The sequence below is a fragment of the Streptomyces sp. DSM 40868 genome (genome assembly GCF_011820545.1).
GTDB classification, from domain to species: Bacteria; Actinomycetota; Actinomycetes; order Streptomycetales; family Streptomycetaceae; genus Streptomyces; species Streptomyces eurythermus.
Map to the genome: position 1 here is coordinate 7,362,482 of NZ_CP050504.1, position 26,213 is coordinate 7,388,694.

Consider the following 26,213-nt stretch of genomic DNA (forward strand, 5'->3'; position numbering starts at 1 on the left):
TGGATAAGCCTCGCGTAGTCGCCGGCCGGTGTCGCCAAGGACACCGGCCGACGGCGGACCCACAGCAGCACGACTCGCACGACTGCACGAAGGGGAAGCCATGACAGCGACGACCGACGGAAGCACCGGGGCCATCTTGCCGTCCCGGGCTGCCGCGGCCAGCGACTCCACCCTCACCATCCCCGAGACGGCCGGGGTACAAGAAGCCGCCGCGCGCGCCGTACAGCGCGCCACCGATTTCCTGCTCGCCCGGCAGGACACCGAGGGCTGGTGGAAAGGCGACCTGGAGACCAACGTCACCATGGACGCCGAGGATCTGCTGCTCCGTCAGTTCCTGGGCATCCTGGACGAGAACACCACGCGGGCCGCCGCGAAGTTCATCCGCGGCGAGCAGCGCGAGGACGGCACCTGGGCCACCTTCTACGGCGGCCCCGGCGACCTGTCCGCCACCGTGGAGGCGTACGTCGCCCTGCGCCTGGCCGGCGACGCGCCCGGCGCGCCGCACATGGCGAAGGCCTCGGCCTGGATCCGCGAGCAGGGCGGCATCGCCGCCGCCCGGGTCTTCACCCGGATCTGGCTCGCCCTGTTCGGCTGGTGGAAGTGGGACGACCTGCCCGAACTCCCGCCGGAGCTGATCTTCTTCCCCACCTGGTTCCCGCTCAACATCTACGACTTCGGGTGCTGGGCGCGGCAGACCATCGTGCCGCTCACCATCGTCTCCGCCAAGCGCCCGGTGCGCCCGGCCCCGTTCGCGCTGGACGAGCTGCACACCGATCCGGCCAATCCCAACCCGCCGCAGCCGCTCGCCCCGGTGGCGAGCTGGGACGGGGTCTTCCAGCGGCTGGACAAGGTGGTCCGCGGCTACCGCAAGGTCGCCGTGCGCAGGCTGCGCAAGGCCGCGATGAACGCGGCGGCCCGCTGGATCATCGAGCGGCAGGAGAACGACGGCTGCTGGGGCGGCATCCAGCCCCCGGCCGTGTACTCCGTCATCGCCCTGCACCTGCTCGGCTACGACCTGAAGCACCCGGTGCTGCGCGAGGGCCTCGCCTCCCTGGACCGCTTCGCCGTGTGGCGCGAGGACGGCGCCCGGATGATCGAGGCATGCCAGTCCCCGGTGTGGGACACCTGCCTGGCCACCATCGCCCTCGTGGACGCCGGACTGCCCGCGGACCACCCGCAACTGGTCAAGGCCGCCGACTGGATGCTCGGCGAGGAGATCGCCCGACCCGGCGACTGGGCCGTGCGTCGGCCCGAACTCCCCCCGGGCGGCTGGGCGTTCGAGTTCCACAACGACAACTACCCCGACATCGACGACACCGCCGAGGTCGCGCTCGCGCTGCGCCGGGTCCGCCACCACGACCCCGAGCACGTGGACCGGGCCATCGGCCGCGCCGTCCGCTGGAACCTGGGCATGCAGTCGAAGAACGGCGCCTGGGGCGCCTTCGACGTCGACAACACCAGCCCGTTCCCGAACCGGCTGCCGTTCTGCGACTTCGGCGAGGTGATCGACCCGCCGTCCGCCGACGTCACCGCGCACGTGGTGGAGATGCTCGCCGCCGAGGGCCTGGCCGACGACCCGCGCACCCGGCGCGGCATCGACTGGCTGCTCGCCGAACAGGAGCCGAACGGCTCCTGGTTCGGCCGCTGGGGCGTCAACTACATCTACGGCACCGGCTCGGTGGTCCCCGCGCTCACCGCGGCCGGACTGCCCACCTCGCACCCGGCGATCCGGCGGGCCGTGACCTGGCTGGAGAGCGTCCAGAACGACGACGGCGGCTGGGGCGAGGACCTGCGCTCCTACAAGGACGCCAAGGAATGGAGCGGCCGGGGCGCCTCCACCGCCTCACAGACCGCGTGGGCGCTGATGGCGCTGCTCGCGGCGGGGGAGAAGGGCTCCGCGGCCGTCGAGCGCGGCGTGCGGTGGCTGGCCGGCACCCAGCGGGAGGACGGCGGCTGGGACGAGCCGTACTTCACCGGCACCGGCTTCCCCTGGGACTTCTCCATCAACTACCACCTGTACCGGCAGGTGTTCCCGCTCACCGCACTCGGCCGGTACCTGTACGGGGACCCCTTCGAGCGCAAGCTGCTCACCGCCCCGGCCGGGAAGGTCTCCGCACGGGCCGAGGGAGACTGATGTGAGCCACCAGCCCGCTCCGGCTCCGCTGCTGATCGCCTGCGCGCTCGGCATCGAGCACCTCGCCCTGCGCACCGGCGACCGCCGGGCGCGCAGGGCGGGCGCGCCGGTGCCGCGGGGCGCGGGGCGGGGGGCCGGCGGGCCGGTGACCTACGTCCGCACGGGCATGGGACCCCGTGCGGCGGAACGCTCCGTCACCCGGCTCCTGACCGGCCCGGCACCCGCCGGCACGGCCGTCCTGGCCACCGGCTTCTGCGCCGGGCTGGCCCCCGGGATGCACCCCGGCGACCTGGTGGTCGCCGAGGAGACCCGGGACCCGCGCGGTACCGTGCCGTGCGTGGGCACCGAGCTCCTGGCCAAGGAACTCGCGCGCCTGCTGCCCGGACGCACCGTCCACACCGGCCCGCTCACCGGCTCCGACCACGTGGTCCGGGGCCCCGAGCGATCCGATCTGCTCGCCACCGGCGCGATCGCCGTGGACATGGAGTCGGCGGCCACGCTGCTGGCCGCCGTCCGCACCGGCGAACGGCCGGTGGCCGCCGTCCGGGTCGTCGTGGACGCTCCCGAACACGAACTCGTCCGGATCGGCACCCTGCGCGGAGGGATATCGGCCTTCCGCGTTCTCCGCTCCGTCCTTCCCGCATTTTTCGATTGGCACCGTTCTTTGCTGCTCCCCCGGAGGTGAGCCAGATGGCCATGCCGCTGCGCCAGTCCATCAAGGTCGCTACATACCTGGCTGAACAGAAGCTCCGCAGGCGGGACAAGTTCCCGCTCATTGTCGAGCTGGAACCGCTCTTCGCCTGCAATCTGAAGTGTGAGGGCTGCGGCAAGATCCAGCATCCCGCCGGTGTGCTCAAGCAGCGCATGCCGGTCGCCCAGGCCGTGGGCGCCGTGCTGGAGTCCGGTGCGCCGATGGTCTCCATCGCCGGCGGCGAACCGCTGATGCATCCTCAGATCGACGAGATCGTGCGGCAGTTGGTGGCCAAGAGGAAGTACGTCTTCCTGTGCACCAACGCGATGCTGCTGCGCAAGAAGATGGACAAGTTCACCCCCTCGCCCTACTTCGCGTTCGCGGTGCACATCGACGGGCTGCGCGAGCGGCACGACGAATCCGTCGCGAAGGAAGGCGTGTTCGACGAGGCCGTGGCCGCCATCAAGGAGGCCAAGCGGCGCGGTTTCCGGGTGACCACCAACTCCACCTTCTTCAACACCGACACCCCACAGACCATCATCGAGGTGCTCAACTTCCTCAACGACGACCTCAAGGTCGACGAGATGATGATCTCGCCCGCCTACGCCTACGAGAAGGCCCCGGACCAGGACCACTTCCTCGGCGTGGAGCAGACCCGCGAGCTGTTCAGGAAGGCCTTCGCGGGCGGCAACCGCCGCAAGTGGCGGCTCAACCACTCCCCGCTCTTCCTGGACTTCCTGGAGGGCAAGGTCGACTTCCCGTGCACCGCGTGGGCGATCCCGAACTACTCGCTCTTCGGCTGGCAGCGGCCCTGCTACCTGATGAGCGACGGGTACGTGCCCACGTACCGCGAACTGGTGGAGAAGACCGACTGGGACAAGTACGGCCGCGGCAAGGACCCGCGCTGCGACAACTGCATGGCGCACTGCGGCTACGAGCCGACCGCCGTCCTCGCCACCATGGGTTCCCTGAAGGAGTCCCTGCGGGCCATGCGCGAGACGGTCGCCGGGAACCGGGAGTGACCGCGGTGACCGCCGTCCCCCTGGGCGTCCCCGAGGTACCGGCCCGTCCGGTCGCGCCGCGGCGGCAGTCGCGGCAGATCCAGGTCGGGCCGGTACCGGTCGGGGGCGGGGCCCCGGTGTCGGTGCAGTCGATGACGACGACCCGTACGTCCGACATCGGCGCCACCCTCCAGCAGATCGCCGAACTCACCGCGTCCGGCTGCCAGATCGTCCGCGTCGCCTGCCCCACGCAGGACGACGCGGACGCCCTGGCGACCATCGCGAGGAAGTCGCAGATCCCGGTGATCGCGGACATCCACTTCCAGCCGAAGTACGTGTTCGCGGCCATCGAGGCCGGCTGCGCGGCGGTGCGGGTCAACCCGGGCAACATCAAGAAGTTCGACGACCAGGTCAAGGAGATCGCGCGCGCCGCCAAGGACCACGGCACGCCGATCCGGATCGGTGTCAACGCCGGTTCCCTGGACCGCCGTCTGCTCCAGAAGTACGGCAAGGCGACGCCCGAGGCGCTGGTGGAGTCGGCGCTCTGGGAGGCGTCCCTCTTCGAGGAGCACGGCTTCCGGGACATCAAGATCTCCGTCAAGCACAACGACCCGGTCGTCATGATCGAGGCCTACCGCCAGCTCGCCGAGCGGTGCGACTACCCGCTGCACCTCGGCGTGACCGAGGCCGGCCCCGCCTTCCAGGGCACGATCAAGTCGGCGGTCGCCTTCGGCGCGCTGCTCAGCCAGGGCATCGGCGACACCATCCGGGTGTCGCTGAGCGCGCCGCCCGTGGAGGAGGTCAAGGTCGGCATCCAGATCCTGGAGTCCCTGGGACTGCGCCGGCGCCGACTGGAGATCGTCTCCTGTCCGTCCTGCGGCCGGGCCCAGGTGGACGTCTACAAGCTCGCCGAGGAGGTGACGGCCGGCCTGGACGGCATGGAGGTGCCGCTGCGGGTCGCGGTGATGGGGTGTGTGGTCAACGGTCCGGGCGAGGCCCGCGAGGCCGACCTCGGGGTGGCCTCCGGCAACGGCAAGGGACAGATCTTCGTCAAGGGCGAGGTGATCAAGACCGTGCCCGAGTCGAGGATCGTGGAGACCCTGATCGAGGAGGCCATGAAGCTCGCCGAGAGCAAGAGCCCGTCGGACCAGGTGAGTTGAGGCAAGACACGCAACGAGAGGGGGCCCGAGAGTGACCATTCTGGAGAGCATCCGGGGACCACGCGACGTCAAGGCGCTGTCCGAGGCGGAACTCGGGGAACTGTCCGGAGAAATACGCGAGTTCCTGGTGCACGCGGTGTCGAGAACCGGTGGTCACCTCGGGCCCAACCTGGGCGTGGTGGAACTCACCATCGCGCTCCACCGGGTCTTCGAGTCACCGGTCGACCGCATCCTGTGGGACACCGGCCACCAGAGTTACGTCCACAAACTGCTGACCGGCCGCCAGGACTTCTCGAAGCTGCGCGGCAAGGGCGGACTGTCCGGCTACCCCTCGCGCGAGGAGTCCGAGCACGACGTCATCGAGAACAGCCACGCGTCCACGGCGCTCGGCTGGGCCGACGGCCTCGCCAAGGCCAACCAGGTCCAAGGGGAGAAGGGCCATGTGGTCGCCGTCATCGGCGACGGCGCGCTGACCGGCGGCATGGCCTGGGAGGCGCTGAACAACATCGCCGCCGCCCGGGACCGGCCGCTGATCATCGTCGTCAACGACAACGAACGCTCCTACGCCCCCACCATCGGCGGCCTGGCCAACCACCTGGCCACGCTGCGCACCACCGACGGCTACGAAAAGGTCCTCGCCTGGGGCAAGGAGGTGCTCCAGCGCACCCCGGTCGTCGGCAACACGCTCTACGAGTCCCTGCACGGCGCGAAGAAGGGCTTCAAGGACGCCTTCGCCCCGCAGGGCATGTTCGAGGACCTGGGTCTGAAGTACCTCGGCCCGATCGACGGCCACGACATCAAGGCCGTCGAGTCGGCGCTGCGCCGCGCCAAACGCTTCCACGGCCCCGTCCTGGTCCACTGCCTCACCGAGAAGGGCCGCGGCTACGAACCCGCCCTCGCGCACGAGGAGGACCACTTCCACTCCGTCGGCGTGATGGACCCGCTCACCTGCGAGCCCCTCGCCCCGTCCAAGGGCCCCTCGTGGACCTCGGTGTTCGGCGAGGAGATCGTCCGGATCGGGGAGGAGCGCGAGGACGTCGTGGCGATCACGGCGGCCATGCTGCACCCGGTCGGCCTCGCCGAGTTCGCCGAACGCTTCCCCGACCGCGTCTGGGACGTCGGCATCGCCGAACAGCACGCGGCGGTCTCCGCGGCCGGGCTCGCCACCGGCGGACTGCACCCGGTCGTCGCCGTCTACGCCACCTTCCTCAACCGGGCCTTCGACCAGCTGCTGATGGACGTCGCCCTGCACCGCTGCGGGGTCACCTTCGTACTGGACCGGGCCGGCGTCACCGGCACCGACGGCGCCTCCCACAACGGCATGTGGGACATGTCCATCCTCCAGGTCGTCCCCGGCCTCAGGATCGCCGCGCCGCGCGACGCCGACCAGCTGCGCGCCCAGCTGCGCGAGGCGGTCGCCGTGGACGACGCGCCCACGCTGGTCCGCTTCCCCAAGGAGACCGCCGGTCCGCGCGTCCCCGCCGTCGACCGGGTCGGCGGCATGGACGTCCTGCACCGGACCGAACGCCCCGAGGTGCTGCTGGTGGCCGTCGGCGTGATGGCCACGGTGTGCCTGCAGACCGCCGAACTGCTCGAGGCCCGCGGCATCGGCTGCACGGTGGTCGACCCGCGCTGGGTCAAACCCGTCGACCCGGCCCTGCCCGGGCTCGCCGCCGGGCACCGGCTGGTGGCCGTGGTGGAGGACAACAGCCGCTCCGCCGGCGTCGGTTCGGCCGTCGCGCTGGCCCTCGGCGACGCCGACGTGGACGTGCCGGTACGGCGGTTCGGCATCCCCGAGCAGTTCCTCGCGCACGCCAAGCGCAGCGAGGTGCTGGCCGACATCGGCCTCACCCCCGTCGAGATCGCCGGGCGGATCAGCGCGAGTCTGGCCGTCAAGGACGCCGGCGGCACAGTCAAGGAGAGTGAATGACCACCGAGTTCGACCTCGGCGCCCTGCTCGCCGAGCGCGGAGCCGAACGCTACGAGCTGCACGCGAAGCACCTCAACCCGCAGCTGCCGCGGATGCTGCACACCATCGGCTTCGACAAGGTCTACGAGCGTGCCGAGGGAGCGCACTTCTTCGACGCGGACGGCAACGACTACCTGGACATGCTCGCCGGGTTCGGTGTGATGGGCCTGGGCCGCCACCACCCGGTCGTCCGCAAGGCGCTGCACGACGTCCTGGACCTCGACCTCGCCGACCTCACCCGCTTCGACTGCCAGCCGCTGCCGGGCCTGCTCGCCGAGCGGCTCCTCGCCCACAGCCCGCACCTGGACCGGGTGTTCTTCGGCAACAGCGGCACCGAAGCGGTCGAGACGGCCCTGAAGTTCGCCCGGTACGCCACCGGCAAGCCCCGCGTCCTGTACTGCGACCACGCCTTCCACGGCCTGACCACCGGCTCGCTGTCGGTCAACGGCGAGGACGGCTTCCGCGACGGGTTCGCCCCGCTGCTGCCCGACACCGCCGTCCCCCTCGGCGATCTCGACGCCCTCGCCCGGGAGTTGAGGAAGGGCGACGTCGCCGCGCTGATCGTGGAACCGATCCAGGGCAAGGGCGTCCACGAGGCACCCCCCGGCTATCTGCGGGCCGCGCAGGAACTGCTGCACAAGCACAAGGCGCTGCTCATCGCGGACGAGGTGCAGACAGGTCTCGGCCGCACCGGTGACTTCTACGCCTACCAGCACGAGGACGGCGTCGAACCGGACCTGGTGTGCGTGGCCAAGGCCCTGTCCGGCGGCTATGTGCCGGTGGGCGCCACCCTCGGCAAGGAGTGGATCTTCAAGAAGGTCTACTCGTCCATGGACCGCGTCCTGGTGCACTCGGCGAGCTTCGGCTCCAACGCCCAGGCCATGGCGTGCGGTCTCGCCGTGCTGTCGGTCATGGAGAACGAGCAGATCGTCGCCGGCGTGCGCCGCACGGGCGAGTTGCTGAAGTCCCGGCTGACCGCGCTGATCGACAAGTACGAGCTGCTCGCCGACGTACGCGGCCGGGGCCTGATGATCGGCATCGAGTTCGGCAAGCCGTCCTCGCTGAAGCTGCGCGGTCGCTGGACCATGCTCCAGGCGGCCCGCAAGGGCCTGTTCGCCCAGATGGTCGTCGTACCGCTGCTGCAGAAGCACCGGATCCTCACCCAGGTCTCCGGCGACCATCTGGAGGTGATCAAGCTCATTCCGCCGCTGGTCGTCGACGAGGCCGACGTGGACCGGTTCGTGGCCGCCTTCACCGCGGTGATGGACGACGCGCACAGCGGCGGCGGCCTGATGTGGGACTTCGGCAAGACCCTGATCAAGCAGGCCGTGGCCAACCGCTGACGGCCGTCCTGAAGGAGGGGGCGCCTACGGCGGTGAACGCCGAGACGCCCCTCTTGCCTCAGAGGCAAGAAAATTGCCCCAGGGGCAACGGTGGGGCTCAATAGAGGCATGAACGCCTCGGACGCCGCGCCGCCGGCGGCTGCGGACGGCGGCCTGCCCGCCGTCGCACCCCAGCTGCGCGCCCTGCGCCGGCGCGCCGGCCTCACCCTGGAGGCCGCGGCCCGCTCCGCCGGTCTCTCCCCGGCCCACCTCTCCCGCCTGGAGACCGGACACCGGCAGCCGTCGCTGCCGATGCTCCTCGCGCTCGCCCGTATCTACGGTACGACCGTCTCCGAACTGCTCGGCGAGACGGTCGCCGACCGGGACGCCATCGTGCGCGCCGCCGACATGGAACCGACCCGGGCGGGCGGCTGGACGTACGTCCAGGCCGGGGCGCCCGGCCGCGGCATGCAGGCGCTGCGGGTGCGGGTGCCCTACGGCTCCCAGGGCGACATCGTGCGCGTCCACCCCGGTGAGGAGTGGCTCTACGTCCTCCAGGGACGGCTGCGGCTGCGGCTCGGGGACACCGCGCACCTGCTCGGCCCCGGCGACAGCGCGCACTTCGACTCGCTCACCCCGCACCGCCTCGCCGCCGACGACCATGACGGCGTGGAGCTGCTGTTCGTCCACACCCTGCTGCAGAGCCCCACGGCCACGCTGTGCCTGGGCTCGCCGACCGGAGAGCTGCCATGAGCAACTTCGAGACGAAGTTCCCCCGTTCCCTGTGGATCCGGCTGATCATCTACATCGCCCTCGGGCACGTCCTGGCCGCCTTCCTCTACCTGCTGTTCGCGGTGGGCGGCAAGGGCTGACCGCCCCGTCCCCGCCTCAGTCCAGCAGGCGTTCGCGCAGCCGCTCACGCGTCTCGGGAGCGAGCCCGAGGCCCTGCGTCAGATAGGTGTCGACGTCACCCCAGGTCTCCTCGATGCTCGCGAACGCGGCCTGGAGATACTCCGCGCGAGCGTCGAAGAGCGGGTCCAGCAGCTCCATCACCTCCGGCGTGTACGCCGTCTCCGCGCTGCCGCTGCGCCGGACCTTGTAGCGGCGGTGCTTGGCGCCGGACTCCAGATAGTCGGCCACGATCGCCTCGCGCTCCACGCCCAGCGCGAGCAGCGTGACGGCGACGGACACGCCCGCACGGTCCTTCCCGGCCGCGCAGTGCATCAGCGCGGGGACGCTGTCGTCGGCGAGCGCGTGCAGCACCTGGGAGTGCTCGGCGGTGCGGTGCTTGACCATCGACCGGTAGGAGGCGATCATCCGGGCCGCCCCCTTGCCGTCGGAGAGGATCGCGCGCAGCTGGTCGAGGTCGCCGTCGCGGACCATCTTCCAGAACTCGGCGCCGTCCGCCGGGTCGCTCAGCGGCAGGTTCACATTCCGCACGCCGGGCAGCTCGACATCGGGGCCCTCCAGCTTCTGGTCGGCCGCGTTGCGGAAGTCGAAGACCGTGTGCAGCCCCAGGGAGGCGAGGAAGGCCGCGTCCTCCTCGGTCGCGTGCGCGAGGTGCCCGCTGCGGAACAGCACTCCGTGGCGCACGCGCCGCCCGTCCACGGTCGGCAGCCCGCCCACGTCACGGAAATTGCGCACTCCTGCCAGCTCCGGCTCGGTCGACGGGACCTGCTGCGTCACGGGGGCTCCTCCCGGTCGTTCCCCGCCGTCGCGGCTCGCCGGCGGGCACTCAGACCGACCATACGGCATCGATTTCCTCGGGCAATGAGTTATCCACAGGCATTGTCAGGCAGGCCCGAAGCCCTCGATGATGTTGAGACCTGCGCGGAACTGTTGACCCCTGTGAGGTCTCGATGGTGGACATCGCCGAAAACGGTCGTACCTGGCTGCTGTCGGGCCCCGGCAGCGGCTACGCCCTGCATCTCACCGACGCGGACGAACTGCTCCACCTGCACTGGGGACCGCCGATCGCGCTCGCCGACGCCGAGGAACTGGCGAAGCGCCCGCTGCCCGGCCCCTGGCCCTTCGAGTCCCCGCTCGACGGCCGCGAGGAGTACCCCGTCGAGGGCGGCCCCCGCTTCGCCCGCCCCGCCCTGTCCGTGCGCACCGGCCTGCGGCGCGGCACCGAGTGGCGCTTCGTGTCGTACGACGTGGCGGACGGCACCCTGCGGCTGCGGTTCGACGACGACGGCCTGGGCGTCACGCTGCACTACCGGATGCGCGGCGACGTGGTCGAGCGCTGGGTGACCGTCGCCAACGGCGGTCCCGAGCCCGTGGAGCTGCTGCGCGCCGACGCGGCCACCTGGACGCTGCCCGACCGCGAGGGCTGGCGGCTGTCCCAGCTGCACGGCCGGTGGGCCGCCGAGTCCCGCCTGACCACCGCCCCCCTCACCTACGGCGAGAAGGTCATCGGCAGCCGCCGCGGCCACACCGGCCACCAGCACCTGCCCTGGGTCGCCCTCGACACCGACGCCACCGAGGAGCGCGGCGAGGTCTACGGCTGCGCGCTCGGCTGGTCCGGCTCCTGGCGCATCACCGTCGCCCAACTCCCGGACGCGCGCGTGCAGATCACCGGCGGCGCCGGACACGACGACTCGGGCCTGCTGCTCCTGGCGCCCGGGGAGTCGTACACCACCCCGGTCTTCGCGGGCCTGTGGAGCGACGGCGGCTTCGGGGGCGCGAGCCGCGCCTGGCACGCCTACCAGCGCGCCCATGTCATCCCGGACGCCGAACAGCACCGGCCCGTGCTGTTCAACTCCTGGGAGGCGACGTACTTCGACATCTCCGAGGAGCAGCAGGCCGCCCTCGCCCGCCGGGCCGCCGAGATCGGCGTCGAGCTGTTCGTCGTGGACGACGGCTGGTTCGGCGCCCGCACCAGCGACCGCGCCGGCCTCGGCGACTGGACGCCCAGCCCGGACCGCTTCCCGCGCGGCCTGAAGCCCCTCGCCGACCACGTGCACGCGCTCGGCATGCGGTTCGGGATCTGGGTCGAGCCCGAGATGGTCAACCCGGACAGCGAGCTGTACCGCGCCCACCCCGACTGGGTGCAGCACCACCCCGGCCGCACGCGCACGGAACTGCGCAACCAGCTCGTCCTCAACCTCGCCCGCGAGGATGTCCAGGAGTACCTGTGGGAGCAATTGGACACCCTGCTCTCCAGCGCCCCGATCGACTACGTGAAGTGGGACTTCAACCGCTGCTTCACCGACGCCGGCTGGCCCGGGGAGCCCTACCCGCAGCGCCTGTGGGTGGACCATGTGCGCGCCCTGTACGCCCTCCTGGACCGGCTGCGGGCCGCCCACCCGCGGGTCGCCTTCGAGTCCTGCTCGGGCGGCGGCGGCCGGATCGACCTCGGGGTGCTCGGCCGTACCGACCAGGTGTGGACCTCCGACAACACCGACCCGCTGGACCGGCTCGCCATCCAGCACGGCTTCACCCAGCTCCATCCCGCGCGCGTGATGGCGGCCTGGGTCACCGACAGCCCCAACACCCAGCTCAACGGGCGGGCCAGCTCGCTGCGCTTCCGGTTCGTCAGCGCCATGGCGGGCGTGCTCGGGGTCGGCGGCGACCTGACACGGTGGAGCCCGGAGGAACGGGCCGAGGCCCGGCGGTGGGTGGAACTCTACAAGGAGATCCGGCCGCTCGTGCAGCACGGCGAGCTGTACCGGCTGCGGCCCCCGACGGGCGGCCTGAGCGCCGTCCAGTACGTCCGGGGCGCGCAGACCGTCGTCCTCGCCTGGCTCCAGGCGCAGCACTACGGCGAGCCGGTGCCGGCGGTACGGCTGCGCGGACTCGACCCGACAGCTTCGTACGAATGCCGCGAAACGGGCGAAGTGCATCGGGGTGCGGTCCTGCTGCACCATGGACTGCGCACCGGGCTCAAGGGCGACTTGGATGCGACGGTTCTCCGGTTGCGCCGCGTATGAAGCACCCGGAGAAAACAGAAGCCACCGGTTCGGGCCGCCTTTATTCCTGTATTACAAAGTCTTTAAGAGTGGCTCATCTCACCGCTCGTCAACCCCTGCCTACGGTCGCGTAGGTCACATCCGAAGGTGAATCATGGTCCGACGTGGCAGACGATTCGAAGAGTGACAGCAGATCAGTGATCGGGTCGTACGTGGCGGTGGGGGACAGCTTCACCGAGGGCGTCGGCGACCCCGGGCCCGACGGGGCGTTCGTCGGCTGGGCCGACCGGTTCGCGGTGCTGCTCGCCGACCGGCGTCCCGAGGGCGACTTCCAGTACACCAACCTCGCCGTGCGCGGAAAGCTGCTCGACCAGATCGTGGCCGACCAGCTCCCGCAGGCCGTCGACCTGGCACCCGACCTGGTCTCCTTCTGCGCCGGGGGCAACGACATCATCCGTCCGGGCACCGACCCCGACGAGGTGGCCGAGCGCTTCGAACGGGCCGTGGCCCGGCTGGCCGCGGCCGCCGGCACGGTGATGGTGACGACCGGCTTCGATACCCGTGGCGTGCCCGTGCTCAAGCACCTGCGCGGCAAGATCGCCACGTACAACGGGCACGTCCGTGCCATCGCCGACCGCTACGGCTGCCCCGTGCTCGACCTGTGGTCCCTGAAGTCCGTACAGGACCGCCGGGCCTGGGACAGCGACCGCCTGCACCTGTCGCCCGAGGGGCACACGCGCGTGGCGCTGCGGGCCGGCCAGGTTCTCGGCCTCGACGTACCGGCCGACCCCGAACAGCCGTGGCCGCCGCTGCCGCCCCGGGGCACCCTGGAGGTCCGCCGCGACGACGTCCACTGGGCGCGCGAGTTCCTCGTGCCCTGGATCGGACGCCGGCTGCGCGGCGAGTCCTCCGGCGACCATGTGACCGCCAAGGGCACGCTCTCGCCGGACGACATCAAGATGCGCATCGCCTCCGTGGCCTGACGCCGCCGGCCGCGTCCTGGACCGCCCGCACGGGCGGCCCAGGACGCGGCCCGCGTCTCTTGCTGCCCGGACAACGTCCGCCGCGACAGGCGCGGTTCGCGGGCGAGAGCACCGTCTGCCCGCCCCGCATGCCGTACCGGGACCCCGCCCTGCCCGGGCTGTCGGAGGTGCCGACCATAATGGAGGGCCTCACCCCATTCCACCGGGAGGTACCGTGACCGGTCTGCGTTCTCCGGGCTCCGGGCCGCGTGCCCTGCGGCCCGCCGCGTTCGGAGCGGAACCGGGCGGCGCCCGCCTGGCGCGCATCCGCCGCTCGCCGCACTTCAAGGACGGTGTCTTCCAGAACCCCGGCGGCCCCGTCCGCACCCGGCCCAGCGCCTCGGCACTGGACCTCGCCAAGGTGTTCCTGGACAAGGACACCCGGCCGCTGCGCTCACCCCAGGGCACCCTCCCGGTGCACCCCACCACCTACGCCGACCTGGCCGAGCCGCCCGCCACCGGACTGCGGCTGACCTGGATGGGCCACTCCAGCGTGCTCGCCGAGATCGACGGCCACCGGGTGCTGTTCGACCCCGTCTGGGGCGAGCGCTGCTCCCCGTTCCCCTTCGCCGGCCCCAAGCGGCTGCATCCGGCCCCGCTGCCACTGGCCGCGCTCGGTCCGGTCGATGTCGTCGTCATCTCGCACGATCACTACGACCACCTGGACCTGCCCACCGTCAAGGCGCTGGCCGGCACCGACACCCTGTTCGCCGTGCCGCTCGGCGTCGGTGCCCACCTGGAGCGCTGGGGCGTCGCCCCGGACCGGCTGCGCGAACTGGACTGGCACGAGTCCACCCGGATCGGCGGACTCACCCTCACCGCCACCCCGGCCCGCCACTTCTGCGGCCGGGGCCTGCGCAACACCCAGCACACCCTCTGGGCGTCCTGGGTCGTCGCCGGCGAGGAGCACCGGATCTACCACAGTGGTGACACCGGCTACTTCGACGGCTTCCAGGAGATCGGCGCCGCGCACGGCCCCTTCGACGCCACGATGATCCAGATCGGCGCCTACAGCGAGTTCTGGACCGACATCCACATGACGCCGCAGGAGGGCCTGCGCGCCCACCTCGACCTCCAGGGCGGGACACCGCACGGCGTGCTGCTGCCCATCCACTGGGCGACCTTCAACCTGGCCCCGCACGCCTGGGCGGAGCCGGGGGAGTGGACGAAGTACGAGGCCGAGGAGGCCGGCCAGGCGGTGGCGTTCCCTCGTCCCGGCGAGCCGTTCGAGGCCGCGGGAAAGCTGCCCGGCGAGCCGTGGTGGCGGACTGTCACACCGGCGATCGCCCAGCCGTGGCGCCGCCCGTCACCGAGACCTGGCCACTGACCCACCCTCACTTGGCGCTCCGACGGCACGGTGCCGGCCGCCGTTGCGTCTGTGGTCAAGAAGAGGTGCGCTGCGCGGCAAACGGTGGTGCCGTGTCCGGCATAGCGTCACGGAGTTCCCTGAGAGACATTCCGAAACGAGGTACCAGCGCATGCCGTTCATCACCGTGGGCCAGGAGAACTCCACCACCGTCGACCTCTACTACGAGGACCACGGCACCGGGCAGCCGGTCGTCCTCATCCACGGCTTCCCGCTCGACGGGCACTCCTGGGAACGGCAGAGCGCCGCCCTCCTGGAAGCCGGCTACCGGGTGATCACCTACGACCGCCGCGGTTTCGGGCAGTCTTCGCAGCCGACGACCGGCTACGACTACGACACCTTCGCGGCCGACCTGCACACCGTGATGGAGACCCTCGCCCTGGACGACGCCGTCCTCGTCGGCTTCTCCATGGGCACCGGGGAGGTCGCCCGCTACGTGTCCACGTACGGCTCCGCCCGCGTTGCCAAGGTCGCCTTCCTGGCCTCGCTGGAGCCCTGCCTGCTCAAGACCGACGACAACCCCGACGGCGTTGCCCCGAAGGAGTTCTTCGACGGAGTCGTCGCCGCGGTGAAGGCCGACCGCTACGCGTACTACACCGCCTTCTACCGGGACTTCTACAACCTCGACGAGAACCTCGGCACCCGGATCAGCGAAGAGGCCGTCCGCAACAGCTGGAACGTCGCCGCCGCCGGCGGCTCCTTCGCCGCCTCCGCCGCGCCGTCGACCTGGTACACCGACTTCCGCGCCGACATCCCCGCCATCGACGTGCCGGCGCTCATCCTGCACGGCACGGCCGACCGCATCCTGCCCGCCGAGGGCACCGCCCGCCCCTTCCACAAGGCACTGCCCTCCGCCGACTACGTCGAGATCGAGGGCGCCCCGCACGGACTGCTGTGGACCCACGCGGAAGAGGTCAACGAGGCCCTCCTGGCCTTCCTGCGGAAGTGATCCGCACCGGTCCCTCCCGGTGACCCCGCGTCACCGATCGGAGGCTGGCCGGAGCGGTAGGGCTGGTGCCTGGTCGCGGCGGGTGTGCAGGGCCACGTGGACGATGTCGAGCGTGTGGACGAGTGCGGCGCGGGCGGATTCGGTGTCACGCAGCCGGTCGAGGACCATGAAGCCGTGGATCGTGCCGTGGTACCGCATCGAGACCACCTCCACACCGGCCGCGCGGAGCCTGGCCGAGTACGCCTCTCCCTCGTCACGGACGACATCGGCCTCACTGGTGACTACCAGGGCCGGCGGGAGTCCCGCGAGCTGCTCCGGCGTCGCCCGCAGAGGCGATACGGTGGTCAGACCGCGCTGCCGGACGTCGGGTACGTACCGGTCCCAGAACCGCCGCATCGTGTCGCGGCCGACGAAGTACCCCTCGGCGAACTCCCGGTAGGAGGACGTGCCGAAATCGGCGTCGGTGACGGGGCACAGCAGCACTTGCTGCACCAGCCGTATCCCACCCCGTTCCTTGGCGAGCAGGGTCAGTGCCGCCACCAGGTTGCCGCCGGCCGAATCACCGACGGCGGCTATCCGGCTTCCGTCCAGTCCGATGTCCCCACCCCGTTCGCAGAGCCATCTCGCGACGGCGTAGCACTGCTCGACGGCGACCGGATACGCGGCCTCGGGAGCAGGCGTGTAGTCGACGAGGACGACGGCCGCGTCCGTACCGAGGGCGAACGCGCGCACCAGGCGCCCGACATGGGTCTGGGACGGCGTACGAGTGCCCGTGTCCCCGAGGACGCAGCCCAGGCCGTGCAGGAACAGGACGACGGGCATCGCCCCGGCCCCGCTGCCGGCGGGCCTGACCACCTCCACCCGTACGTGACCGGTGGGCCCGCCGGGCAGCAGGAACCACTCCGTGGACGTGGCGTCCTCGTCGAGAACGGGATCCTCCTGCCCGGAACCCGGCTCGAGCCGGTACGCCGCCGGGGAGGCGGGGTCCTGGTGCACGAACTCCCGGGTGGCGCGGTCGAGGACGGCGCGGGGCCGTGACCAGGGAGGAAGGCCGCTCACCTGCTCTCCAGCGGCGAAGCCCCGGGGTGTCGCGGACCGCCGGGCATCGGGACCGATGGCGTCGTCGACAGGCCGGCGGGTGCCGCGAGGAGCCGGTCCGGGGCGGTGTGCAGCGCGCGCCACTCGCGCGGGGGGACGCCGTACGCGGCGCGGAAGACCCGGCTGAAGTGGGCGGGGCTGCTGAAGCCCCACCGGTGGGCGACCGCCGACACACTGGGGGTCGCCCTGCCGCGGCGGGCCAGTTCCCGGCTGCATTCCTCCAGGCGCCGTCGCTGGACGAGCCGGCAGACGGTGGTTTCCTCGCCTTCGAACAGCCGGTGGAGGTAGCGCACCGACATGCCGTGTGCCTGGGCGATGCTCTCCGGCGACAGGTCCGGGTCCCCCAGGTTGCGGTCGATGTGCTCGCGGATGCGCGACAGGAGGGCACCGGAAACGGTGTCCGGTTCCGTGCCGTCCGGGTGTGCCCGTTCGGTGATCAGGGTGCTGAGCAGATCGACGAAGACATCGGCCAGTCTGCGTGCGATGACCGGGGGATGGCCACCGGCCACGGAGGTCAGCGAGGACAGGAAAGGGAAGAGCATCGCTCCGACGCCGCCGCTGGTGTGGATGGCGTCGCCCGCGATCCGGCGGATGTCGCCGTCCGGCACGGACAAGGTGCGCCGGGGCAGCTGGAAGACGTGCGTGGTGAACCGCCGCGGATAGTCGAAGGAGTACGGCCGTCCCGTCTCGTACACCACCAGGTCCCCTTCACTCACCTCCGTCGTCCGGCCGCCCTGCGCGAAGGTGGCCGTGCCTGATATCTGCACTCCCACCGCCACCAGTGCCTCGCAGGACGGGGTGATGAGCGCCGGTGTACGGCTGACGCGTTTCGCGTCGGCCTCCACGGTCGAGACCTGGAGATACCCGATGCGGCGGGTGGCGATCCTGCCGTCGAACGGGCCGGTGCCCCGAGGGGACACCGTCATCGGGACCAGCGTTCTGCTCAACACCTCGTTCCAGTACGTCACCTTCTCCTGATCCGGCACGGAGTCGGTCGTCAGCACCACGCTCAAGCTGGCCTCCACTCAGGGGGTCTCAAGGACTGAGGGCGAGGCGGCGGCGAAGGGGGAGTGCCTCTTGCGGAAGGCAGGACCGAAGCCGGCGGTACCGTTCTGCCGCCCGTCCAGGCGGCATCACCCGAGGACAGGGCTGTATATCGACGCTGACCTGCGGGTTCTCGCTCTCTGGGAATAGCCAAACACCCCGCGGGCGTCGGTCCCAGGCACAACAGAGGCAGAAATTTCCTGCCGGTCGGCCGCCGGACCGGTCGTGTGCGAACGGCTGCCCCGTGCGCCGCCGGTGGGCACGGTCAGGCCACAACCGGGGCGCTGAGAGGCAAATGAGCCGCGCGGTCCGTCACTACCGTCACCGACGTCGTGCGCTACGGCTACCAGCGGGCCGGCATGACCACCACCGAGGGCGGCCCCTCCCACCCGGTGATGCGCTCCCACCCCCAGCGCGTGGTCGAGCCGATCGAGGAACCGTCCGGGCCGCCCGCGCCTGACCGCCCTCGTCGGGCGGGACGGTCGTTTCCCCGACCGCGGGGTCCCCGAGCGGCGAGCTGTTCCACCGGATCAAGGCCTGGCAGGGCACACACCAAAGGGGCGGCGCCGAACCACGGCGCCGCCCCTCCGGTCTCCGAGCCCCGGCCTACGACCGTCCAGGGGCGTGCTTCAGCTCGGTGTCCAGCCACTGGACAACCTCGGGCGTCACGGGATCGGTGAGATCGTCGTAGTCGTCGTGCTTCGACAGGTAGGCGGCCACGAAGGGGCACACGGGCACGACGCGTCCGCCCGAGGCGCGCACATCGTCGAGCGCGGCCCGTATCAGCTGCGAGGCCAGTCCCTGGCCGGCGTACGCGGGGTCGATCTCCGTGTGGAAGAAGACCCGCTGCTCGCCGCGGTCACGGTAGGCGGTCAGGCCGGCCCGCTGTCCGTCGACACGGATCTCGTAGCGGTGCCGGGCGTCGACGCGTTCGACGGTCGGAGTGGTGGGAGTGTCGGTCATGGTGATTCTTCCGGTTGACGTGGTGCGGTGGCGCGAGGGTTTCCGCGTGGTCTGATGACGGTGTTCGGGAGGGAGGGGGCCGGCAGCCGTTCACCGTTGTATCCCTCGACGGTGCCGAATCGTGCCGATGCGTTCTGCCAGTCCTCCCGGGCCTGGGCGATCTCTTCGTGAGTACGGCCGATGAAGTTCCACCACATGACGAACTGCTCCCCGAACGGCGTTCCGCCGAGCAGGACGGTCCGTGCTCTCTCTTCGGACGTGTTGGCCAGCGTCAGAGCGGTGTTGCCCTCGGCGGCGTATCCCAGCTCTGCGGGCCGCAGCAGGGTGTCGCCCAGGCGGACCGGGCCCGTGTCGACGAGGAGTCCGTGCTCGAAGGAGGCGTCCACGGCGAGCGTGACGGTGGCCCGGGGCTCCAGGACGATCTCCGCGCCGAGAAGAGGCGTGAAGGCCGGCACGGGAGAGGTGACCCCGGCCAGGGAGCCGAGGAAGACCCGGATCTCGGCGCCGCCGACGCGCACCGGCTCGGGCACGTGGTGGCGGAAGTCGGGGTCCGTGTTTCTGTGCTGTTCCGGCAGGGCCACCCACAGCTGCACCCCGTGCAGGACCGTGGTCCCGGAGGTGGAGACCTCCGAGTGGCTGATCCCGTGCCCCCCTGTCATGAGGTTCAGTTCGCCGGGCCTCACGAGCGTGTGGTTGCCGAGGCTGTCCCGGTGCTCGATCTCGCCGCTGAACAGCCAACTCACCGTCTGCAGTCCGATGTGCGGGTGCGGCGGGACGTTCATGCCGCCGGTCAGCGCGACGTCGTCGGGGCCGTAATGGTCGGCGAAACACCAAGCGCCGATCGTGGGCCGGGAACGCTGCGGCAGAGTGCGCCGCACCTTCATGGCACGCGGGCCGCCAAGAGGAACGTCTCGTGGGGTGAGTATGCCGACGCGGGGAGCCTCAGTGCTCCGCGCGCCGTCGAGTGCCGTCTGGTCGTAGGACTGCGTGGAGTCCTTTTCGACAGTGCCCACCGGGCGTGCTCCTTTCCGGGAGAGATCGTCGTCCGTTCAGTCCCATGCTGCCTGGTCGTGGTGAGGGGGCGGCGGGACCGCTTCGCCGTCTTCCGGGACGACAGGGCCCCCGGACGTGTCGAAGGCGTGGGTGACCTCCGGGCGAGTGCCGGGAGCGAGGAGAAGACGGGCCCGGTCCTCGTGGTGCCGGTCGGCGAGAGTGAGCCTGCCCCTGTGCTGGGCGAGGTGCTCCGACCAGGAGGCCACGAGGTAGTTCTCGATGAAGTGGGCCGGATCCTGCCCGTCCTGGTACAGGCCCCAGGTGAGGGCGCCGGTGCGCCGGCGGGCCCGGCCGACGTGCTCCATGCGCTCTGCGAAGGCCGTGCCGTGCTCCGGGGCGACCCGGTAGGAGACGGTGACCAGTACGGGGCCCGTGGCCGGCCCCGGTTCGAACACCAGGGGCGGGGCGGGCCAGTGGGCGGAGGGGGAGGGGTCGGCCTCCTCCCCCTCCCGCAGGGGCCAGCGCCGCAGGCTGACGGCGCAGACGACCAGCAGCGCCGCGGCGGACAGCAGGGGAACGGTGACGCCCAGGCCGGCGGCGAGCGTGCCCCACAGCGGTGCCGCGAGGGCCTGCCCGCCCTGGAAGACAAGGAGGTAGACGGCGAGTCCGCGGGCCCGGACCCAGCCGGGGAGCTGCGTCTGCATGGCGGCGTTGAGCGTGGACAGGACGGCGATCCACGCCAGCCCGGCGAACAGCAGCGCGAGCGTGACCAGCCAGCGGTCGCGTACGGTGGCCAGGACGACCAGGACACCCGCGAAGAGCAGGGAGCCACAGCCCAGGGTCCGGCTCGCGCCCAGCTTCCGGTTGCCGCGCGGCAGGACGAAGGCACCCGCCACCGCCCCGACGCCCACGGCCCCCAGCAGCAGCCCGTAACCCCCGGAGCCCAGGCGCAGGGAGCGGTTCGCGACGACCGGCAGCAGCGCCCACAGAGCGGCGCCACCGGGGACGAAGAGAAGCGTACGGAGCAGGACACGGCGAATGCCGGGGGCGTGCCAGACGAAGCGCCGGCCCGCGTCGAGGGCGGCCGGCCACTTCTCACCGTGAGGCACAGGAGTGTGCGGCCCGGGACGTCGCCAGAGCAGCAGGACGACGCCGATGCCGAGGTACGACACGGCGTTGAAGGCGAAGACCCAGGCCGGGTCCGCCGCCGCCACCACCGCGCCGCCCACGGCCGGCCCGACGGCACGAGCCAGGTTCATGTTGACGCCGCCGAGGGCGGCGGCCTGTCCCAGCTGGCGGCGCTGCACCAGCTCGGGCTGGATCGCCTGCCAGGCCGGCCCCATCAGCGCCGTCCCGCAGCCCAGCAGGAAGGTGAGGACGAGCAGCAGCACGGGGGTGAGGAGATCCGCGAACGTCAACGCGGTCAGCACGCCGGACACCGCGAACAGCGCGCCCTGTGTGACCAGCAGTACTCTCCGGCGGTCGTGGCGATCGGCCACCACACCGGCCGGCAGGGCCAGGAGTACGACGGGAAGGCTGGACGCCGTCTGGACCAGTGTCACCAGAGCCGGGTCGTGCCCGATCAGCAGCCATTGGGCCCCGACCATCTGCATCCAGCTGCCGATGTTGGAGACCAGCTGGGCGATCCACAGGGCGCGGAACACGCGTGCCGCGAGCGGGGCCCAGGCCGAGTCCTGCCGTGCGGGCCGGGCGGGCGGGGAAGGGAGCGTGGGGTTCATGCGTGTCCCTGCGGGAGTACGAACGCGTCCGCTCCAGGGCGGTGACGCGAGGGCGGTGGGCCGGGGGATGCGCGCACGGCGACGGCCGGCCCACCGGCCCCACCGGAGGCGGCGTCCGGGCCGTGCCGGGGAGCCGGCTCGTCAGCGGGCGGACGGTGGCTGTCGGGTTCCTCCTCGCGCGGGGGCTGTCCGGTGCAGCACCACGCGCGTCAGCAGGCCGCTCGCCGGCCCCAGGACGATCACGGCCACGGAGATCCACACCGGCCAGGGGGTGACGGCCAGCGCGTGGTCCGCGGACCACCGCCCCGGCCCGGCCAGGGCCAGCGAAGCGGAGGCGGCGACGAGGACCAGCGGGTACTCGTAGCCGTCGTTCTGCACCCAGAGCCCCTTGGACCACTTCACGGTGCCGGCGACCGTCATCACCCCCATGGCGGCCATCGCGGCCAGGGGGGTGAGCAGGCCGGCCGCCAGGAACAGACCGGAACCGATCTGGCTGGCTCCCGCGGTGAGCGCGGTCAGCCGGCCACCGCGGAATCCGTCCCCCCGGAATTCCTCGGTCCCGCCTGCCAGCCCTTTTCCTCCGAGGCGGAAGCTCACCTTCTGCACACCGTGCCCGGCGATGAGGAGTCCGGCCACGAGCCGCAGGATCAAAAGTCCAGCGTCCATCATGTCCCTGCCTGTTCCCGACGTGTCCGTGGTGAGGGTCAGCCCGCGGCGTGGGCGCCGATGACGGCCTGCGCGTAGACCATGCCGAGGCCGTAGGCGCCGCCGTGCGCCTTGACCACGTCGCCCACCGCGGCGTACGTCTCGGTGCGGGCCCAGTCGCGCTGGAGCTCCAGGAGCACCTGCACCCAGGTGACCGGGACGGCGCCGGCCTGGATCATGCGCTGCACGGCGTGCTCGTGGGCCTGCGGGCTGACGCCGCCGGACGCGTCGGTGACGACGTAGACCTCGTAGCCCTGGGCGATGGCGGAGAGGGCGGGCAGGACCACGCACACCTCGGTCCACAGACCGGCGATGACGAGCTTCTTGCGGCCGGTGGCCTTGACCGCCTCGACGAAGTTCACGTCCTCCCAGGCGTTCATGGTGCTGCGGTCGATGATCTTCTGCTCGGGGAAGACATCGGCCAGCTGCGGCATGAGCGGGCCCGAGAAGGACTCGGCGGCCACCGTGCTCAGGACGACCGGCACGTCGAACACCTTGGCGGCCTTGGCCAGGCCCACGGTGGAGTTGATGATGGCGGTGCGGTCACCGCTGCCGGTGCCGAAGAACATCTGCGGCTGGTGGTCGACGAACAGCACCGCGCAGTTGTCCGGCGTGAGCAGGTCGGGGCCGGGGGCGGCGGTGACCTGGGCGATGTTGACCATGATGAGGTGCCTTTCTCGGAAGAACGACGGCGCGGGCCGCTGCCCGGGCCGTGCTGGACCGTCCGCTCGGACGGAGACTCGGTGCCGGAAGAAGTGCGGCGAAGGCCGGGGGCTTCCGGAGGTTCAGAGGTCGAAGCAGGGGTCGAAGGGGGTGCCCACCGCTTCGGGGGCCAGGCCACGGGCCGTGCGCCACCTGCGGTGCCGCTCCGACTCGGCGACGGCTTCGCCGAGCAGCTCCGCCTGGCGGGCGCCGGCGAGGGGCGCATGGCGGGAAGCCTGGTAGCCGCCGAACCGCGCGACCGGGCTCCAGGCCGGGACCGGCGGGAGTTCCTCGTCGAGCCCTTCGTACTCGGCGGCGGCGTAGACGATGCGGCCGCCCGTCACGGTCAGCAGCGACTCGATGCCGGCGATCTCCGGTTCGGGCACGGTGAAGTAGTCGTCGGACAGCACCGCGAGGTCCCCGTAGCAGCCGGGCCTGAGGACGCCCTTGACGTCGTCCTCGCCGGTCAGCTTCGCCCCGGCCTGGGTGAACATCGTCAACGCCGTCCGCCGGTCGACGCGGTTGGCCGGCGGTCGCAGCGTCAGATCGCCGACGGAACGGCCGCTGACGAGCCAGTGCAGGGCGACCCAGGGGTTGTAGGTGGAGACCCGGGTGGCGTCGGTGCCGGCGCCCACGGTCAGGCCGCGGTCCAGCATCGCCCGGATCGGCGGGGCGTCGGCGGCGGCCCCCGGCCCGTAGCGCCGCAGGAACGCCTCGCCCTGGAAGGAGAGACGGTTCTGCACGGACAGCGCGCCGCCGAGGGCGCTGATGCGGTCGAGGCTCTCCGCGGAGACGGTCTCGGCGTGGTCGAAGAGCCACCGGTTCCCGGCCGGGAACAGCCCTTCCGCGGCGAGCTTCTCGAACACGCCGAGATCACGGCGGATGGTCTCGTCGTAGGTGGCGTGCAGCCGGAACCCCCACCCGTTCTCCATGAGAAGACGGACCGCCTTCTCGAATTCCACCTCGTAGTCGGGAGAAAGTTCCGGGCGCGGCTGGGTGAAGTTCTCGAAGTCGGCTGCCGCCCAGGTGAGATTCTCGCCGGCGCCGTTGAGGCGGAGCCATGCGTCGCCTTCCTCGGGCCGGACCGTCTCGATCCAGCGCGCGAGATCGTCGATCTCCTGGCCCGCGGTCTGCGGAAAGAGGTGATAGGAGATGCGCAGCGAAAGCCGGCCCTCCTTGGCCAGTTCGATGACGGTCGCGTAATTGTCGGGGAAGTTCTGGAATCCCCCGGCGGCGTCGATCGCCGACGTGAGCCCGAACCTGTTGAGTTCGCGCAGGAAATGGCGGGTGGAGGTCTTCTTGTCCTCGCCCTCCAGCGTCGGCGCCTTGGCGAGGGTCGAATACAGGATCAGGGCGCTCGGCGCGGCCAGCAGCATGCCGGTCGGCTCGCCGTCACGGCCCCGCACGATCTGGCCCCCCTTGGGATCGGGGGTGTCCTTGGTGAAGCCGGCCGCCTTGAGCGCCGCCCGGTTCAGGACGGCCGACTGGTACAGGTGCAGGACGAACACGGGCGTGTCGGGGGCGGCCGCGTTCAGTTCGGCGACGGTCGGCAGCCGTCGCTCGGCGAACTGCTCCGCCGACCATCCGCCGACCACCCGGACCCACTGGCCCTTGGGAGTGCGGGCCGCCTGCTCACGCAGCATCGCCAGCCCCTGACGCAGACTGCGCACGCCGTCCCAGCGCAGTTCGAGTACGTAGTTGAGGCCCCCGCGGATCACGTGCAGATGGGAGTCGTTGAGGCCCGGGATCACCCGTCGTCCGAGTGCGTCCACCACCTTTGTGTCCGGGCCGATGTGGCCGGCCACGTCCCTGTCGTCGCCGATGACCGTGACGACACCGTCCCGGATGCCCAGTGCCTCGGCGTGCGGTCGCGACGGGTCTCCGGTGTGGATCCTGGCATTGCGGACGACCAGATCGGCGGCGTCGGCGGCGGGATGCGGAACCAGCCCGCCGACGGGCATTGTTGACATCTTCTGCGACTCCCTCTGGAAAACGACTTCGGCCCGGGCCATGGACCTTCGAAGGCGGACTTCGGCAACCGCGACACCCGATGAACGCACCGCCGTCGGAATCGGACGGCGAGCCGCCTGCCGGTACGTGTCATGTCTTCGGAACACCGAGATCGGACCGGTGCCGTTCGGCGGCGGCCGCTGCGTCATCACGATAGGCACGGTGTCTCCGGCGGGATTACACCCGAGCGCACAGGGCTTTGCCTCACCGTGCACTGTGCTTCCCGACCTCGTCAGCGGAGACAGGAAGGAGACAGGAGGAAGAGGGAAGGGGGCGGGAAGGGGCGGGAGAGGACAGGCGACGAGTGCACGGCGGGGAAAGAACCGGTGCGCTGTCGGAGAAATCGTCCGGGCCGACGGAACTAGCGTCACGTCGGGCGCCGCAGACGGCGCCCGGCCCGTCATGCCGGAAGCGCCGGCATGCTCCGTACCTCCTGGAGACCGCTGTGTCTGATGCCACCGAGCCGGTTCAGCCTGTGCTGGAACCCGCGGCAGCCGCCTTCGCCAAGGCCACTGCCAACCCGCCCTACCTGTTCGAACTCCCCCCGGCGGAGGGCCGGAAGGCCGTGGACGAGGTCCAGTCCGGTGCGATCGACAAGCCGGCGATCGACGAGGAGTGGGTCACTGTTCCGGGCGGCCCGACGGGCAGCGTCCGTGCGCGGATCGTCAAGCCGGCCGGCACCGAGGGCCCGCTCCCGGTCATCATCTACATCCACGGCGCCGGCTGGGTCTTCGGCAACGCCCACACCCACGACCGCCTGGTCCGCGAGCTGGCCGTCGGCGCCGATGCCGCGGTGGTCTTCCCGGAGTACGCCCTCTCGCCGGAGGCCCGTTATCCGGTCGCCGTCGAGCAGAACTTCACCGTGGCCCGCTGGGTCGTCGAGCAGGGCGCGGCGAACGGGCTGGACACCGGCCGTATCGCGGTCGCGGGTGACTCGGTCGGCGGCAACATGGCGGCCGCGCTGACCCTGATGGCCAAGGAACGCGGCGGTGTTCCGCTGGTGCAGCAGGTGCTGTTCTACCCCGTCACCGACGCCGCCTTCGACACCGGCTCCTACCACCAGTTCGCCACGGGGTACTTCCTGCGCCGCGACGGCATGCAGTGGTTCTGGGACCAGTACACGACGGACGAGGCGGAACGCGGAGAGATCACCGCGTCCCCGCTGCGCGCGACCACCGAGCAACTCACCGGCCTGCCCCCTGCCTTGGTGATCACGGCGGAAGCCGACGTGCTGCGCGACGAGGGCGAAGCCTACGCGGGCAAGCTCCGCGCGGCCGGCGTCCCCGTCGTCGCCGTGCGCTTCCAGGGCATCATCCACGACTTCGTCATGCTCGACGCCCTGCGCGAGACCCACGCGGCCACCGCCGCCATCACGCTGGCGGCCGACACCCTGCACGTCGCCCTGCACAGCGTCTGACCACGAGGAACCACAGC

The 26,213-nt window shown here is 71.3% G+C and carries 22 protein-coding genes; 13 read left to right on the top strand and 9 right to left on the bottom strand.

Going from position 1 to position 26,213, the window contains the following annotated elements:
- Positions 1 to 100 precede the first annotated feature (100 nt).
- The 8 genes from shc (at position 101) to HB370_RS33370 (ending at position 9,149) form a co-directional block, all read left to right on the top strand.
- On the top strand, positions 101 to 2,134 hold the full coding sequence (gene shc, locus HB370_RS33335) for a squalene--hopene cyclase (RefSeq protein WP_030792676.1): 2,034 nt from the start codon (positions 101 to 103) through the stop codon (positions 2,132 to 2,134).
- A gap of 1 nt (position 2,135) precedes the next feature.
- The gene (locus HB370_RS33340) at positions 2,136 to 2,819 is read left to right on the top strand and encodes a hypothetical protein (protein ID WP_030792679.1); all 684 of its coding nucleotides are present in this window, start codon (positions 2,136 to 2,138) and stop codon (positions 2,817 to 2,819) included.
- 5 nt (positions 2,820 to 2,824) lie between these two features.
- The gene (gene hpnH, locus HB370_RS33345) at positions 2,825 to 3,847 is read left to right on the top strand and encodes an adenosyl-hopene transferase HpnH (RefSeq protein WP_030792682.1); all 1,023 of its coding nucleotides are present in this window, start codon (positions 2,825 to 2,827) and stop codon (positions 3,845 to 3,847) included.
- Between the two features lie 5 nt (positions 3,848 to 3,852).
- Positions 3,853 to 4,986: a flavodoxin-dependent (E)-4-hydroxy-3-methylbut-2-enyl-diphosphate synthase gene (gene ispG, locus HB370_RS33350; RefSeq protein WP_167513061.1), complete on the top strand. Its 1,134-nt coding sequence runs from the start codon at positions 3,853 to 3,855 to the stop codon at positions 4,984 to 4,986.
- Between the two features lie 31 nt (positions 4,987 to 5,017).
- Entirely contained in the window at positions 5,018 to 6,916 is a 1,899-nt protein-coding gene (gene dxs / locus HB370_RS33355) for a 1-deoxy-D-xylulose-5-phosphate synthase (RefSeq protein WP_030792686.1), read from the top strand.
- Positions 6,913 to 8,298 carry an aspartate aminotransferase family protein gene (locus tag HB370_RS33360; protein ID WP_030792689.1) on the top strand — a complete coding sequence of 462 codons (1,386 nt, stop codon included), beginning with the start codon at positions 6,913 to 6,915 and terminating at the stop codon, positions 8,296 to 8,298. Before dxs ends, HB370_RS33360 begins: the two co-directional genes overlap by 4 nt.
- A 108-nt stretch (positions 8,299 to 8,406) precedes the next feature.
- Positions 8,407 to 9,030, top strand: coding sequence for an XRE family transcriptional regulator (locus tag HB370_RS33365; RefSeq protein WP_030792692.1), 624 nt, complete (start codon positions 8,407 to 8,409; stop codon positions 9,028 to 9,030).
- A complete protein-coding gene (locus HB370_RS33370; protein WP_037703104.1) occupies positions 9,027 to 9,149 on the top strand; it encodes a DUF6126 family protein in 123 nt (40 codons plus the stop codon). The genes HB370_RS33365 and HB370_RS33370 overlap by 4 nt, the downstream gene beginning before the upstream one ends.
- Positions 9,150 to 9,165: 16 nt before the next feature.
- On the opposite strand, the gene HB370_RS33375 is transcribed toward HB370_RS33370, so the two are convergent.
- Positions 9,166 to 9,963, bottom strand: a complete 798-nt coding sequence (locus HB370_RS33375; RefSeq protein WP_030792693.1) for a tyrosine-protein phosphatase — start codon at positions 9,961 to 9,963, stop codon at positions 9,166 to 9,168.
- 173 nt (positions 9,964 to 10,136) lie between these two features.
- Between HB370_RS33375 and HB370_RS33380 the strand changes: the two genes are divergently transcribed.
- The 4 genes from HB370_RS33380 to HB370_RS33395 all read left to right on the top strand — a co-directional run bounded on the left by HB370_RS33380 (position 10,137) and on the right by HB370_RS33395 (position 15,525).
- On the top strand, positions 10,137 to 12,209 hold the full coding sequence (locus HB370_RS33380; RefSeq protein WP_030792696.1) for an alpha-galactosidase: 2,073 nt from the start codon (positions 10,137 to 10,139) through the stop codon (positions 12,207 to 12,209).
- 176 nt (positions 12,210 to 12,385) lie between these two features.
- Positions 12,386 to 13,171 (top strand): SGNH/GDSL hydrolase family protein, encoded by a 786-nt coding sequence (locus HB370_RS33385; RefSeq protein WP_030792699.1) that lies wholly within the window; start codon positions 12,386 to 12,388, stop codon positions 13,169 to 13,171.
- A gap of 214 nt (positions 13,172 to 13,385) precedes the next feature.
- Positions 13,386 to 14,537 carry an MBL fold metallo-hydrolase gene (locus tag HB370_RS33390; RefSeq protein WP_051816139.1) on the top strand — a complete coding sequence of 384 codons (1,152 nt, stop codon included), beginning with the start codon at positions 13,386 to 13,388 and terminating at the stop codon, positions 14,535 to 14,537.
- Positions 14,538 to 14,688: 151 nt separating this feature from the next.
- Positions 14,689 to 15,525, top strand: a complete 837-nt coding sequence (locus HB370_RS33395) for an alpha/beta hydrolase (RefSeq protein WP_030792705.1) — start codon at positions 14,689 to 14,691, stop codon at positions 15,523 to 15,525.
- Positions 15,526 to 15,555: 30 nt separating this feature from the next.
- Here HB370_RS33395 and HB370_RS33400 read toward each other — a convergent pair whose 3' ends face one another.
- The 8 genes from HB370_RS33400 to HB370_RS33435 form a co-directional block, all read right to left on the bottom strand.
- The gene (locus HB370_RS33400) at positions 15,556 to 16,584 is read right to left on the bottom strand and encodes an alpha/beta hydrolase (RefSeq protein WP_051816140.1); all 1,029 of its coding nucleotides are present in this window, start codon (positions 16,582 to 16,584) and stop codon (positions 15,556 to 15,558) included.
- The gene (locus HB370_RS33405; protein ID WP_063766458.1) at positions 16,581 to 17,630 is read right to left on the bottom strand and encodes a helix-turn-helix domain-containing protein; all 1,050 of its coding nucleotides are present in this window, start codon (positions 17,628 to 17,630) and stop codon (positions 16,581 to 16,583) included. Before HB370_RS33405 ends, HB370_RS33400 begins: the two co-directional genes overlap by 4 nt.
- Positions 17,631 to 18,273: 643 nt before the next feature.
- Positions 18,274 to 18,630: a GNAT family N-acetyltransferase gene (locus tag HB370_RS33410; protein ID WP_030792712.1), complete on the bottom strand. Its 357-nt coding sequence runs from the start codon at positions 18,628 to 18,630 to the stop codon at positions 18,274 to 18,276.
- Entirely contained in the window at positions 18,627 to 19,556 is a 930-nt protein-coding gene (locus tag HB370_RS33415) for a pirin family protein (RefSeq protein ID WP_037703121.1), read from the bottom strand. Before HB370_RS33415 ends, HB370_RS33410 begins: the two co-directional genes overlap by 4 nt.
- A 123-nt stretch (positions 19,557 to 19,679) precedes the next feature.
- Positions 19,680 to 21,362 (bottom strand): MFS transporter, encoded by a 1,683-nt coding sequence (locus HB370_RS33420; protein WP_030792715.1) that lies wholly within the window; start codon positions 21,360 to 21,362, stop codon positions 19,680 to 19,682.
- A gap of 141 nt (positions 21,363 to 21,503) precedes the next feature.
- Positions 21,504 to 22,028 (bottom strand): DoxX family protein, encoded by a 525-nt coding sequence (locus tag HB370_RS33425; RefSeq protein WP_030792718.1) that lies wholly within the window; start codon positions 22,026 to 22,028, stop codon positions 21,504 to 21,506.
- Between the two features lie 38 nt (positions 22,029 to 22,066).
- Positions 22,067 to 22,729 (bottom strand): hydrolase, encoded by a 663-nt coding sequence (locus HB370_RS33430; RefSeq protein WP_030792722.1) that lies wholly within the window; start codon positions 22,727 to 22,729, stop codon positions 22,067 to 22,069.
- A 123-nt stretch (positions 22,730 to 22,852) separates the two neighbouring features.
- A complete protein-coding gene (locus HB370_RS33435) occupies positions 22,853 to 24,739 on the bottom strand; it encodes an amidohydrolase (protein ID WP_030792725.1) in 1,887 nt (628 codons plus the stop codon).
- Positions 24,740 to 25,224: 485 nt separating this feature from the next.
- Between HB370_RS33435 and HB370_RS33440 the strand changes: the two genes are divergently transcribed.
- Complete coding sequence (locus tag HB370_RS33440) at positions 25,225 to 26,196, top strand: alpha/beta hydrolase (RefSeq protein ID WP_030792726.1); 972 nt, start codon at positions 25,225 to 25,227, stop codon at positions 26,194 to 26,196.
- Positions 26,197 to 26,213: the final 17 nt, after the last annotated feature.